This window comes from Streptomyces sp. NPDC001156, from assembly GCF_053598275.1.
Genome location: NZ_JBSFJX010000090.1, coordinates 1 through 13,518, shown reverse-complemented (window position 1 = coordinate 13,518; position 13,518 = coordinate 1). Strand labels below are relative to the sequence as shown.

Below are 13,518 nucleotides of genomic sequence, written 5' to 3'. Positions count from 1 at the left end.
GTGAGTCGAGGGGCGGCGGTGCGCGTCAGGACCCGGATGCGCTACGCCGGCGTGTCATGCGCCAGGCCGCGCCGACCGTGCCCGCGATGAGCGCCGCGCCAAGACCGATCTTCTTCGGGTCGAAGCCGCCGGCGCTGCCCCCGCCGCCTGCCTGCACGCCGTGCTGCTCGTATCCGCCGCCGCCTCCGCCCCCGTTCCCGCGGTAGCCCCCGCCGTCTCCGACGCCGTATCCGTTTCCGACGCCGTATCCGTTCCCGATCCCGTATCCGTTTCCGACGCCGCATCCGTTTCCGACGCCGCATCCGTTCCCGATCCCGTATCCGTTTCCGACGCCGCATCCGTTTCCGACGCCGCATGCGTTTCCGACGCCGTATCCGTTCCCGATCCCGTATCCGTTCCCGATCCCGTATCCGTTCCCGATCCCGTTGTATCCCCCTCCGTCCCCTCCACCCTTCTTGCGGTATCCGTCCCCGTTCGCGTCGTTGTCCTCGCTCGACGCCGCGATGGCCAGCCGACGGTGGCCGTACTCCTGGCCGCATCGGAACGTCACGTCGTACGTGGAGCCGGGTCTGGCGCCCGGGTCGACCGTGGCCGTCGCCGTGGTGCGCCCCTTGGGGATCGTGACCGTGTCGAAGACGCCCGAGTAGACGGTGGCGTCGTCCTTGCAGCCCTGAACGGGCAGTGCGAGCCGGCCGCCGGGGGAGACTTTCTCCGGCTGCAGGTTGTAGGCGAAGGCCGCGTTGGAGTCGTCGTCACCGCCTCCGGTCGACGTACATCCAGTGAGGGTCAGGGCGGTGACGCCCAGGACTGTGGCCGAGAGTGTGCGTATCGCGCCCATGGATGCCTCCAGGTCCCCGAGGAGCCTTGCTGCGGACCGATTCCGCCTGCACCGGAAATGCACCTCGATGATCGGAACGCTAGGAAAGCCGGTGCGGGCGCGCGATCTCAGAAGCGCGAATGGGGCAAGCCCGTGCGCCGCACAGGGGAGGCGGAGTACGCGGCCGGGCCGGCACCGGGAGACGCTCAGCCGTGCAGGTGCGGGAACAGCGACAGGAACGGCTCCGCCGAGGCCGCGATGCCTCTGCTGTAGGGGGCGTCGAAGTCCCAGATCAGGAAGAGCAGGAAGGCGATGAGCGCGGAGAACAGCCCGGCGAGGACGAGTTCGCGTGGAGTGCGCCGAATCTGCAGCGCGAACACCATCCCGATGGTGACCACCGCGCCCGCGATCAGCCCGAACCACACCACGGGCGGCATGGTCGAGCCCGTCGCGTCGGCGCGTGCGGCCCGTGCCGCGTCGGCGGCGGCCACCTGATCGAGGAGCGGTTGGTACGACTGCGCCTGGAAGTCGTTCTTCGGCTCGTAGTCGGTGACGTCCTGACGGACTTTCTGCAGCAGCTCCCCGCCGCGCGCCGTGACCTTGCCGTGGTCCGACATGGTCTTCCACTCGGTGTGCACCACATGGCCGACGTACGTGGTGACGTCGGCGCGGATGCGATCGCGCACGTCGGCCGGATAGACGCGCACCCGTTCGGAGATCTCGTGCAGCGCCTGCGCCTCGGCCTGGACGTGGTCCTGGGCGGCGCTGCGGGCCTCCCAGACCCCGGCGATGGCCAGGCCGAGCACGATGGCGTACACCACGCCGATCCACATCGTCATGTATTCGATCACGTCCGGCGTCTCGGACGGATCGTCGTCCTCCGCCGCCGTACGGTGCCGCAGGAACGTCACCACGATCACGACGACGCAGGCGGCTGCCATCGCGAAGGTGAGAACAAGCCATTCCGACAAGGAGTGCCTCCAGAGGTCAGCGCGGACGCAGCGCGGCGACGGCGAACACCGCGGGCGCGACGATGAGCAGGGTGAACACGAGAGGTGAGGGACCGTCGCGCGGCGGTCGCGGGCGGGTCACCGCGTGGTACGCCGGATAGTGCACCGGGGTCGCGGTGGGGCACGGGCTCGGCCGGGGCGGGGGCGGCGGAGTGGGTCTCGGTGTGGGCAGGGACACCGGTGCCGGCCGCGGCCGGGGAGGCGGTGCCGCGGTGCGCGGCGGCGGAGGCGGCGGCACGGGTCTCGGTGTAGGCCGCGGTTTCGGGGTGGGCGTGGGTCTGGGGGTGGGCGTCGGGCTCGGCGTCGGGGTGGGGCTCGGACTCGGTGAAGTGCACGGGGGGAAGAGGATGTCGCCCCCCGTGATCGCCACCGCGTCCGTGCCGCCCGGGCCCGTGGAGGCGTACGCGCACGCGTCCGCCGATGCCGCGCCTGCGGGCGCGCCCACAAGGATCCACACCAGCGTCACCTGGGCCAACGCCCTTGTGAGGAGGGCGGATCCGGTCCGTTCGGGTCGATGCACGATCGAGATCATCGGCGCGTCGGTGCCCGGGTACGCCCGGCTGCTGGGGAATTGCCCTGAAGGAAGGAGATCCCGCTTCGGATGGTTTGCTTGATCATGCTCAGCGGCGACCGGTTGGGTGCATATGTGCGAAACGGGGGGTGTGGGCGACGAGTGGCCGGGACACGTCACAGGTTCTGGAAAGAAAAGTGGGGCCCGATTGAACGCTTGGGGCGCTCCCGCGCGTACCTAGAGCCATACACGGCACCCAGAGGGAGCCGAACACCCAAGCGGATAGCGGGAGTTGAGAATGAAGACATCCTGGCGGAGCGCCTCCCTCGTGGCGACAGCTGCGGCCGTGCTGGCGCTCACGACGGCGTGCGGTCAGGAGAGTGGCACCCAGTCCACGGGCAGTCAGAACGTGGGGGCCACCGCTGCCGCAGGCGGTTTCGGTTCCAGCGTGACGGACCCCGGCAACGGCTACGGCGCCGACTCCACCACCGCCCCGAGCGCCTCGGCCCCCGCGGGCGGTCAGTCCGCGGGTCAGCTGGCCGTCATCGAGAACGCCAACCTCGGCAAGATCGTCACGGACGGCGCCGGGTTCACCCTCTACCGCTTCGACCAGGACACGGCCGAACCGCCGAAGTCCAACTGTGACGGCGACTGCGCCAAGGCCTGGCCGCCGGTTCCCGCCGACGGCGCCACGGCCGCCTCCGGCATCGACAAGTCCCTGCTCGGCGAGGTCACCCGCACCGACGGCACCAAGCAACTGACCATCGCCGGCTGGCCGATGTACCGCTACGCCAAGGACGTCAAGGCAGGCGACACCAACGGTCAGGGCGTCAAGGGCACCTGGTTCGCCACCGCGCCCACCGGCAAGAAGGCGGGCGCCGCCCTGCCGGGCCTGTCCGTCCGCAACGACCCCAAGCTCGGCGAGATCGTGGTCGACAAGAACGGCATGACGGTCTACCGCTTCATGAAGGACCAGGCGTGGCCCAAGTCGGTCTCGAACTGCACGGGCGCGTGCCTGGAGAAGTGGCCGGTCGTCGCCCCTGTGGCGGCGAACGACACCAAGGGCGTCAAGAAGAAGGGCCTCATGGGCTTCACCCGCCCGGACGGCGCCAAGCAGATGACCGTCAACTGCTGGCCGATCTACACCTTCTCCGGCGACCAGGCCCCCGGAGACACCAACGGGCAGGGCGTGGGCGGCACGTGGTACGCCGTCCGGCCCGACGGAAAGCCGGTCGGCGCGTCCAAGTAGAGGTCGCCTCCCCAGGGTTGATCAAACGTCTCGCCCCGTCGGCAAGGAACGCGGAGGGAGCGGACACACGAACAGCAGTGCCCGACGAGCGGGACACAGACGCGCACGACCAGGTCCACCCCCCTCCACACCACACGAAGGGGGGTGGACCTCCGGCATGCCCACTTGCCCCCACCCCGCGCCCCAAAGGGGCGCGGGGAACGGCGCGCTGAACCACGACGCACCCGCACGCGCGAGCGGACCGGTGGCGCACCGGCGGGAGGCGTCAGGGGCGCGGGGAACTGCGCGCTCAGCCACGACAAACCCGCACGCGCGAGCGGACCGGTCACTCACCGATCGGGGGTGCACCCGTCGAAGCAGGCGGACCTGTAGCGCCCCGTCAGGGGCGCGGGGAAGGGCGCGCTCAGCCACGACGCACCCGCACGCGCGAGCGGACCGGCGCGCCCACCCACAACCAACCAACAGCCGCAGGCAGACCCAAACCGCCCCCCGTCGTATAAGCAACGCACTGTGACCGGGAACGGACGGTCAATTTCCGTTTTTGCTCGCTCCGTTGGCGGACGATCAGTAGCCTCAGCTCGAACACCGGATCGGCCACCCGTCGCCTAGCCATGGAGAGCTACATGGAGCGCCCCGCCTGGGCCCCGCGAAGCATCGACATCTCGGTGCCGAGCGTGTCCCGTATGTACGACTTCTACCTGGGCGGTTCGCACAACTTCGAGGTTGACCGGCGGGCGGCGCGCAAGGTGATGGAGTTCCTGCCGGGGCTCCCCAAGATCACGCAGGCGAACCGGGCGTTCATGCGCCGCGCGGTCCGCTTCGCCGTCGAAGAGGGCATCACCCAGTTCCTCGACATCGGCTCCGGCATCCCGACTTTCGGCAATGTCCACGAAGTGGCCCAACAGACGCACCCCGGCGCGCACGTGGTGTACGTCGACCACGATCCGGTGGCAGTGGCCCACAGCCAGGCCGTTCTCGGGGGCAACGACGACGTGGACGTCGTCGCGGCCGACCTCCGCAAGCCCCAGGAGATCCTGTCGAGCCCTCAGTTGGAGCGACTGATCGACCTGAACCGGCCAGTTGCGGTCCTTCTCGTTGCCATACTGCACTTCGTGGAGGACATGGACGACCCGTACGGTGCGGTGGCCGAGCTGCGCGACGCGCTGGCTCCGGGCAGCCTGCTCATCGCCACGCACGCGTCGTACGAGGGGATCCCGCTCCCGCAGGAGCGGGCCGAGGGCGCGGTCGAGGTGTACAAGGACATCAGAAATCCGCTGATCATGCGCTCGCGCGAGGAGATCGCGCGGTTCTTCGAGGGGTACGACATGGTGGAACCCGGGCTGGTGCCGATGCCGAAGTGGCGGCCCGACACGGCACCCGAGGACGAGGATCCTTATGCCTTCGCGGGATTCGCGGGCGTGGGGCGCTCGGCGTGACCGCGGAACCGGGGGGACCGGAGGACAGACTGCGCAGGTTCGCGACGATCTGGAGCCGGGCGGTCTTCCCGGTCACCTCGACGTCGCTGACCCGTCCGGAGTTCGAGGAACGGCTGCTGCCACTGGCCTTGCGGCTCAGTGACGCGCTGCGGGCCAGGACCTTCGACGCGACCGTGGCCAAGGGCATCGGCGCGGCGCTGATCGAAGCGCACTGCACCGACCCGGAGGCGCTCAGCCGCACGCTGGACTGCATCGACGCCTATCTGGTGCTCTACTGCGGCGACCCGGACGCCTCCGCGGAGGCCCTGGAGGCGCTGCGTACCCGCTCCTCGCGGCTGCAGCACGCGATGGCCGCCGGGTTCGCCGGGGCCCTGCGGGAGCGCACGCTGGCCGAGCAGGACGCCATCGCACAGGCAGCGCTCACCGCCCAGGGCGCGGTGGCGCAGGCCCTGCACACCAGTGAGGCCCGCTTCCGCGCGGTGTTCGAGGGCGCGGCCATAGGGATCGGTATCGCGGATCTCCACGGCAATGTCCTCCAGGTCAACGGCGCGCTGCTGCGCATGTTCGGCGGTTCCGAGAACCTGGTGCGCGGCCGCAACGTGACCGAGTGGACCCACCCCGAGGACGCGCCGCAGGTCTGGCGGCTGTACGACGAGCTGGTCCGCGGCGAGCGCGACCACTACCACGTCGAAAAGGCCTTCTACCGGCCCGACGGAACGGTCCTGTGGACCAACCTCACCGTGTCCCTGCTGCGGGACGCGGACGGCTGCCCGCAGTACCAGCTCGCGCTCATGGAGGACACCACCGAGCGGCGCCTGCTGAATCTGAGGCTGCGGTACGAGGCCACGCACGACGCCCTCACCGGGCTGCCCAACCGCACCCTCTTCTTCGAGCGTCTGGAGAAGGCGCTCGCGGCGGGCGAGGGCCACCGGTTCGGACTGTGCTACCTCGACCTGGACGGCTTCAAGACCGTCAACGACAGCCTCGGGCACGCGGCCGGCGACCGGTTGCTCGTCGAGGTCGCCGACCGGCTGCAGGCCTGTGCGACCGCGCCGGGCGAGATGGTCGCGCGCCTCGGCGGGGACGAGTTCGTCGCGCTGACCACCGGACCCGACACCGAGCGCGAGGTGGACGAGCTCGCCGGGCGCATCCTGAACGCGCTGGTCACCCCGATCAGCGTGGACGGACGCGAACTGACCGTGCGCGGCAGCATCGGCATCGTCGAGGGACCCGCGGGGGAGCGCGGACCGGCGGAGGTGCTCCGCAGCGCCGACATCACCATGTACCGGGCCAAGTCCGCGGGCGGCAACCGCTTCGAGCTCGCCGACCCGGAGGCGGACGCCCGCGCCATCACGCGGCACGGACTGACCACGGCGCTGCCGACGGCCCTGGACCGGGGCGAGTTCTTCATCGAGTACCAGCCGCTGGTGCACCTCGGCGACGGCACCGTGCACGGCGCCGAGGCACTGGTGCGCTGGCTGCACCCGCAGCACGGTGTGCTCGGCCCGGACCGCTTCATCCCGCTCGCCGAGCGGACCGGGCTGATCGTCCCACTGGGCCGCTGGGTCCTCGCCGAGGCGGTCCGCCAGGCCTGCGCCTGGCAGGAGAAGTACGCCCAGGCGGGACCGCTGCGCATCAACGTCAACCTGTCACCGCGCCAGCTCAGCCATCCGGGGCTTGTCTCCGACACCGTCGACATCCTGCAGCAGTCGGGACTCGAACCGGACGCGCTCTGCCTCGAGGTGACCGAGTCGGCACTCATCGGTGCCGACGACGACCTGCTCAAACCCTTGCGGCGACTGGCCGAGATGGGGGTTGACATCGCCCTGGACGACTTCGGCACGGGCTACTCGAACCTCGCCAACCTGCGCCGCCTGCCGGTCCGGGTCCTCAAGCTGGACCGTTCCTTCACCCAGAGCATGCAGCAGTACCCGGCGGACCCTGTCGATCTCAAGATCGTCGAAGGGATCGTCTCCCTGGCCCACAGCCTGGACCTCGCGGTCACGGTCGAGGGCGTGGAAACCGGCGCCCAGGCCGAACAGCTGCGGATCCTCGGCTGCGACACGGCCCAGGGGTGGTATTACGCCCGCCCGGGCCCGCCCGAGCGACTTCACGACCTGGCACTGGTGGACGCGACCGGCTGACGGGCTGATCCGTCCGCCCGTGCACGGGGGCGGGCGGCGCACGGGGACGGGCCGCGTCGCGGGCGAACGGCTCACCGGCCCACCCGCGGGCCGACCTGCCCGTATTCGGCGATCGGTCCGACCAGTGGCGCGCGGTCTCTCTCACGGCCGCGCAGTTCCGCCACGGCCTCGGCGACGTCATGGTGCAGGCCGGGTCCGGCGCTGCCCGGCCCAGAACCTCGTCCCCACGTGGTGAACGAAGAGGGCGCCCCTGCTGAGGACCACGGCCGGGTCCGCATCCTGGTGTGCGTGCCCGGCGCAAGATCCACCGCGCCACTCTTACCCAAGCCGGCCTGCACTGCGCCGGCCCTGTGACCGTCGGCGCCGCCTTGTTCTTCGCACACGGGAAGAGCCATCACCGCTGTCTGTAGTTGACGCGTCAACCACATGGGAAGATAATTGACGTGTCAAGTAGTTGTCGACCGTGCCACACACGGCCGGAGAGCGCAGCAGGAGGAGTCCATGACGGCCCAAGGCTTCGAACTGGGGCTCAACTCGTTCGGGGAGGTCGCCACCGATGGCGGCGGCACGCTGAGCGACGCCGAGACCGTTCGCCTGATCGTCGAGGAGGCCAAGCTCGCCGAAGCCGTGGGGCTCGACGTGTTCAGCGTCGGTGAGCACTACCGCCGGGGCCACAACGACAGCGCCACCCCCGTCCTGCTCGCCGCGATCGCCACCGCGACGGAACGCATCCGGCTCGGTACCTCGGTGACCGTGTTGAGCACGAACGATCCGGTGCGGCTGTACCACGAGTTCTCCACCCTGGACGCCGTCTCCAACGGGCGTGCCCAGCTCGTACTCGGCCGCGCATCCGCCACCGACTCGTTCCCGCTGTTCGGCTACGACCTCGCCGACTACGAGGAGCTGTTCGAGGAGAAGCTGGACCTGTTCATGCGTCTGCAGCGCGAGGAGACGGTGACCTGGTCGGGGAAGTTCCGGCCGCCGCTGGTCGAGCAGCAGCTGCATCCCCGGATGCCGCCGGGCGGCATCCCCACCTGGATCGGTGTGGGAGGCAGCCCGAACTCCGTGGTCCGCGCCGCCCGCTACGACCTGCCCCTCATGCTGGCCATCATCGGCGGGCGCCCCCAGCGGTTCGCCGGCCATGTCGAGCTCTACCACCGCACTCTCGAACAGCTCGGACACGCCAGGCGACCGGTCGCCCAGCACTCGCTGGGGATGGTCGCGGACACCGACGAGGAGGCACGCGAGATCTGGTGGACGTACTGGCAGCCGCTCGTGGCCCAACTCGCGGCGGAACGCGGGTTCTACAAGCCGACCCGTGAGCGCTACCTGCAGGAGGTCGACTCGGGCGCGCTCTTCGTCGGCTCACCCGAAACCGTCGCCCGCAAGATCGCCACGATGGCCCGCGACCTGCGGCTGAGCCGTTTCGACCTCAAGTACGACGTACTGAACCTGCCCCGCGAAGCCCGGGCCCGCACCATCGAGCTGCTGGGCCGCGAAGTCGCCCCGCGGGTGAAGCAACTGCTCACGAAGGAGCCCACCCATGTCTGATCTCGTCTTCGGCCTGGACACGTTCGGTGATGTGCCGCAGGACGACTCCGGCACTCCGGTGTCCGACGCGCGAGCCATCCGGCAGGTCGTCGACGAGGCCGTTCTCGCGGAGGACACCGGCGTCGACGTCATCGCCCTCGGTGAGCACCACCGCCCAGAGTTCGCGATCTCGACCCCCGAGACCGTCCTCGCCGGCATCGCCACCCGTACCGACCGCATCCGTCTGGCCTCTGGTGTGACCGTGCTGAGCTCCGACGACCCGGTCCGCGTCTTCCAGCGCTTCTCCACCGTGGACGCGCTCTCGAACGGCCGGGCCGAGGTCATCCTCGGGCGCGGCTCCTTCACCGAGTCGTTCCCCCTCTTCGGATACGACCTGAGCGACTACGACGTGCTGTTCGAAGAGAAGATCGAGCTCTTCGCCAAGCTGCTGGAGGAGAAGCCCGTCACCTGGAGCGGCACCAAGCGGGCTCCCCTCGACAACGCCGACGTCTTCCCCAAGACCGAGTCCGGGCACCTGACCACCTGGGTCGGAGTCGGCGGTACGCCCCAGTCGGTCATCCGCACCGCGCAGTACGGGTTCCCGCTCATGATCGCCATCATCGGCGGCACCCCGGAGCGCTTCGCGCCGTACATCGACCTCTACCAGCGCGCCACCGACAAGTTCGGCACGACCGCTCATCCGGTCGGGATGCACTCGCCGGGCTTCATCGCCGACACGGACGAGGCGGCCCGGGAGCTGCACTGGCCGCACTACCGGGTCATCCGTGACCGCATCGGCGCGCTGCGGGGCTGGCCGCCGATCCGCAAGGAAGAGTACGACGCCGAGATCGAGCACGGCTCTCTCTACATCGGCTCTCCCGAGACGGTCGCCCGCAAGATGGCCCGCGCCATCAAGGCACTCGGCGTCGGCCGGTTCGACCTCATCTACACCACGGGGGCACAGCCCATCAGCGCCCGTCTGCGCGCCGTGGAGCTGTACGGCACCAAGGTGGTCCCGATGGTCCGCGACATCCTCGCCGGCTGACGCCATGAACGGAGAAGACATGGACACCGCCGCCGTGCGCACCGTCGGCATCCTGGGCGCGGGCAAGGTCGGGACGGTGCTGGCTCGACTCGCCCTGGCAGCCGGCTATCGCGTGCTCATCGCTGGATCCGGCGACCCCGTCAAGATCGCCCTCACCGTCGAAGTCCTCACGCCCGGCGCTGTCCCGGTCGCCGCCGCGCAGGCCGCGGCGGAAGCGGACGTGGTCGTCCTGGCGCTCCCGCTCGGCAAGTACCGCAGCATTCCCGCCGAAGCGCTGCGGGGCAAGCTCGTCATCGACGCGATGAACTACTGGTGGGAGGTCGACGGCATCCGCGAGGACCTCACCGACCCGCTCACCTCCTCGAGCGAGATCGTGCAGGCGTACCTGCCCGGAGCGCGTGTGATCAAGGCGTTCAACCACATGGGGTACCACGACCTCGAGGACGAGGCCCGGCCCGCGGGGGTGCCGGGACGCAAGGCGATCGCGATCGCCGGTGACGATCCCGACGACCTCGCCACCGTCGCGCACCTTGTCGACGCAGTCGGCTTCGACCCCGTCGTGGCGGGCCCTCTCGCCGAGGGAGTACGGCTCGAACCGGGCACCGAGCCTTTCGGCGCCGATGTCGGTGCCGGGGAACTGCGCGCGATGCTCGACCGCTTCCCGGAATCGGACCGCGGACGGACCGTGCTCAGTGCGCGGACGGCCGCCGCGGCGTCGACCGGACAGGCCGCCTGACCCTCGCTCCGCGAGGGCCGCGCCGAACGCGGGTCGAGCGCCCGCCCGACGTGCTTCGGGACGAAGTCCCAGTCCTGCGCGGCCGCACGGCAGGAGAGACGGGGCCCCCACCCGGATCCCCGGTGGGGGCCTCGTCGTTGTGCGTTCCGCTCTCGGTGTCACCGGCCCGGTGATGTGTGTCTCATACGACCGCGTCCGGGCCGGTGCCCGGGCTCCCGCCCCCGTGATCGTGCGGTGAGCCACTCCATGGTCAGCGCCTCAAGAGGAAGTCGAACACCGCCTGGCGGCCCTTGTCGCTCGCCGCCCTGTTCTGCACCGAGTGCGCGGCACCCGGCACCACCACGACCCGGGCTCGCGGCGTCAGCTTCTTCTGGTCGTACAGCCATTCAAGCGGCGTCGACAGATCCCGGTCGCCGCCGAGCAGCAGTACCGGTACGCCCGGAAGTCGACGGTGCTCCGGCGGCAGCGGCGGCACCGGAGTGCGCGGCCAGTGCAGACAGCTGAGCATCGAGCCGAGGCCCGTCGCGGCGGCCGCGTCGAAGGGGCCGTAGTCGGCCGGGGTCAGGTCCGCGCCCGCCTTCTCCAGCGCCTCCTGGCGCCCCGCCACCGGTGTGTCCGCCCTGCCCCACGGATAGCGCCCGTCCAGGCACAGGGTCGAGGCGTGCAGCCCCTGGCTCAGCTCCTCCGCGGTGGCCGCGCTTCCCTCCCGCACGCCCGCGATCAGGCCCTGCAGCTCTGCGGGGTCGCCGCCCGCTGCCTGGTGCAGGGCGTCGATCATCGCCGCGTAGTCCGGGTCCACGAACTCCCAGGTGGTCAGGGTGTCCAGGACGTCGACGCCGTTGCCGTACGTGTCCACCACCTTGGCCAGATCCGCCGCCGGGTCCGTATGGCAGTCGATCGCCGCGCATGCCTCCGTCAGCACACGCGGCGCCGCTCGCATGGCGGCGCGGTCCATCGGGTCGTAGCCGGTCTGCGGCACCACCGAGTCCAGCACCATCCGGGCCACGTGCTGCGGGTGCGCCAGGGCGTACCGCTCGGCGGTGTACGTGCCGTACGAGACACCGTCCAGCGTCATCTTCCGCACGCCCAGCGCCCGGCGCAGCAGATCCAGGTCGGCGACCGTGTCGTTCGTACCGTAGAAACGGCGGTCGGGGCCGATGGCCGCAGCGCAGTCCGTCACCGCCCCCGCGGTGGGCGGCGTGAGATCGGACGACCCCATCTCCTTCTGCAACTGCGGGCATTGCAGCGCGCCCGCACCGGTGCCGCGCTGGTCGACCATGATGAGCCGGTAGTCCTTCATCAAGGGCGCCAGCTTCTTGCTCAGTCCTTCCACGAACGGCACACCCGGCTGCCCCGGACCGCCCGTCAGGAACAGCAGTACGCCCTTCGGGGCCTTCACGTTGTCCGCCATCGCGACCTGCAGGCCCAGCCGGCCCTGCACGCCGCCGCTGTGGTCGAGCGGGACAGTCAGCGTGCCGCAGCTGAAGCCCTCCAGCCCGGGGCAGGCCGCGACGCCGGAGAGTCCCCCGTGCTCCCCGGCCGGCGCCGCGGCCGCCCGGTCCTGGGCTGTCGAGGTGCAGGTCCCCGACAGCATCAGCGCGCCGGCGGCCAGCGCGACCGTCGCCAGCGCTCTGGGCCTGCGCATCCCGCGTACCCGTGCCTTCCCGATCCGCTGTGTTCTCCGCATCCCCGGCATCCCCCCGGCTCTCGCGCGCCTCCGCGCCCCCTTGTCCTCGTCGGCCACAAGACTGCGCGGAGCAGGCCACCCGGGGCAGCTTTCGTGCCACGATTCGAGCAGGTTCGAAGGGACACGGGGCAAAGGGACACGGGACAAAGGGACTTGGGCGAGGGGTAGCCGAGGGGGAGCCGTGATCGAACTCACCGTGGACGCCGCTGGGCTGGCCCGCTCCCGCTTCGCGGTCTCGCCGTTGCACGAGGTCGCGGCGACGCTGCTGCCATGGGGCGTGTGCCCGGGCTCGGACGCCGATCCCTGGGTCACACGCGCCCGGCGCGTGTTGCGCCGTGCCGGTCTGCCGCTGCTGTCGGAGCTGGCCCTGGACGGCGGCGGTTATGTGCCGGATTTCCTCAGTCCGCATCCGTCAGGGCCCGCGCCCACCGTCGAGGAGGAACTGGAGCGGGTCCGGTCCACGCCGCCCGAGCGGGTCGTGGGCGAGCTGGAAGCGCTGCGCGACGGCCGCCCGCGCAGCGGCCTGGCCGGGTCGGAGCTGCCGCCGGAGGTACGACGGGCGATGGCCCGGGGCGGCGGTTATGTCGCACGGCAGGCCGCGGAGGAACTCCGGCGCTACTGGGACCTGGCCTTCGCCCCGCACTGGGAGGACGCGAAGGCCGCCCTCGAATCGGAGGTCGACCGGTGCGCCGGTGTGCTGGCACGGCATGGCGCGGCCCGGCTCTTCAACTCGCTGCACCCCGGTATCCGGTGGGCCGACGGCACGCTGCGCATCGACAGCCGGTTCACGGTGGGGCTCGCCGTGCCCCTGGTCGTCGTGGTGCCGTCGCTCGTGGCGGCGGGGCCGGGCGTGTCCGTGGACCCGGTGCGGGACGGGCAGAGGCCGCCGATGGTGGCCTATCCCGCGCGCGACAGGCCCACCGCGCCGACGACCTCCTCCGCCGAGCTGGCCAGGCTGCTCGGACCCACCCGCGCCGGGCTGCTCGCGGCGCTGGCGCGACCGGCCTCCACCGCGCAACTCGCGGCACGTCATTTCCTCAGTCCCGCAACGGTGTCGTACCACCTGGGCGTTCTGCACCGGGCGGGACTCGTCGCACGCGCCCGGTCCGGGCGGGCCGTGCTCTATCGCCGCACCCCGGAGGGATCCCGGCTGACGGGAAGCCGTTGAAGTGCTCTCCTCCCTTCGCAAGCTCGGGAAGGAGATTCCTGCCTACCTTGCGGCGGCGGGCTTGACGCGTTTTGGCGCCTGACGACTGCGCCTTCCGGCAGCCGGGATCGCCACGAGGCCGATCCGGTACAGGTGCAAGATGTTCCGGGCTGCGTTCCAGTCGGCGTTCGCCGCGAAGCCGCAGT

General features: G+C 70.7%; 11 protein-coding genes. 7 read left to right on the top strand and 4 right to left on the bottom strand.

From position 1 onward, the window contains the following. Positions 1–25: 25 nt before the first annotated feature. From ACWDA7_RS31625 to ACWDA7_RS31615, 3 genes are all read right to left on the bottom strand, one after another. Entirely contained in the window at positions 26–838 is an 813-nt protein-coding gene (locus ACWDA7_RS31625; protein ID WP_450608526.1) for a hypothetical protein, read from the bottom strand. 185 nt (positions 839–1,023) lie between these two features. Beyond that, positions 1,024–1,788 carry a bestrophin-like domain gene (locus ACWDA7_RS31620; protein ID WP_450608524.1) on the bottom strand — a complete coding sequence of 255 codons (765 nt, stop codon included), beginning with the start codon at positions 1,786–1,788 and terminating at the stop codon, positions 1,024–1,026. Between the two features lie 16 nt (positions 1,789–1,804). After that, positions 1,805–1,933 (bottom strand): hypothetical protein, encoded by a 129-nt coding sequence (locus tag ACWDA7_RS31615; RefSeq protein WP_450608522.1) that lies wholly within the window; start codon positions 1,931–1,933, stop codon positions 1,805–1,807. 703 nt (positions 1,934–2,636) lie between these two features. Between ACWDA7_RS31615 and ACWDA7_RS31610 the strand changes: the two genes are divergently transcribed. From ACWDA7_RS31610 to ACWDA7_RS31585, 6 genes are all read left to right on the top strand, one after another. Then, positions 2,637–3,587 carry an SCO0930 family lipoprotein gene (locus ACWDA7_RS31610; RefSeq protein ID WP_450608520.1) on the top strand — a complete coding sequence of 317 codons (951 nt, stop codon included), beginning with the start codon at positions 2,637–2,639 and terminating at the stop codon, positions 3,585–3,587. A gap of 623 nt (positions 3,588–4,210) precedes the next feature. Continuing rightward, positions 4,211–5,023, top strand: a complete 813-nt coding sequence (locus ACWDA7_RS31605; RefSeq protein WP_450608518.1) for an SAM-dependent methyltransferase — start codon at positions 4,211–4,213, stop codon at positions 5,021–5,023. Then, positions 5,020–7,167: a putative bifunctional diguanylate cyclase/phosphodiesterase gene (locus ACWDA7_RS31600; RefSeq protein ID WP_450608516.1), complete on the top strand. Its 2,148-nt coding sequence runs from the start codon at positions 5,020–5,022 to the stop codon at positions 7,165–7,167. The genes ACWDA7_RS31605 and ACWDA7_RS31600 overlap by 4 nt, the downstream gene beginning before the upstream one ends. 501 nt (positions 7,168–7,668) lie before the next feature. Beyond that, entirely contained in the window at positions 7,669–8,718 is a 1,050-nt protein-coding gene (locus ACWDA7_RS31595) for an LLM class flavin-dependent oxidoreductase (RefSeq protein ID WP_450608514.1), read from the top strand. Further along, positions 8,711–9,742 carry an LLM class flavin-dependent oxidoreductase gene (locus ACWDA7_RS31590; RefSeq protein ID WP_450608512.1) on the top strand — a complete coding sequence of 344 codons (1,032 nt, stop codon included), beginning with the start codon at positions 8,711–8,713 and terminating at the stop codon, positions 9,740–9,742. The genes ACWDA7_RS31595 and ACWDA7_RS31590 overlap by 8 nt, the downstream gene beginning before the upstream one ends. Positions 9,743–9,746: 4 nt before the next feature. Continuing rightward, the gene (locus tag ACWDA7_RS31585; protein ID WP_450608510.1) at positions 9,747–10,478 is read left to right on the top strand and encodes an NADPH-dependent F420 reductase; all 732 of its coding nucleotides are present in this window, start codon (positions 9,747–9,749) and stop codon (positions 10,476–10,478) included. A gap of 250 nt (positions 10,479–10,728) precedes the next feature. Here ACWDA7_RS31585 and ACWDA7_RS31580 read toward each other — a convergent pair whose 3' ends face one another. After that, positions 10,729–12,123, bottom strand: coding sequence for an alpha/beta fold hydrolase (locus tag ACWDA7_RS31580; protein WP_450608508.1), 1,395 nt, complete (start codon positions 12,121–12,123; stop codon positions 10,729–10,731). A gap of 223 nt (positions 12,124–12,346) precedes the next feature. Between ACWDA7_RS31580 and ACWDA7_RS31575 the strand changes: the two genes are divergently transcribed. Then, complete coding sequence (locus ACWDA7_RS31575; RefSeq protein WP_450608506.1) at positions 12,347–13,333, top strand: helix-turn-helix domain-containing protein; 987 nt, start codon at positions 12,347–12,349, stop codon at positions 13,331–13,333. Positions 13,334–13,518 lie beyond the last annotated feature (185 nt).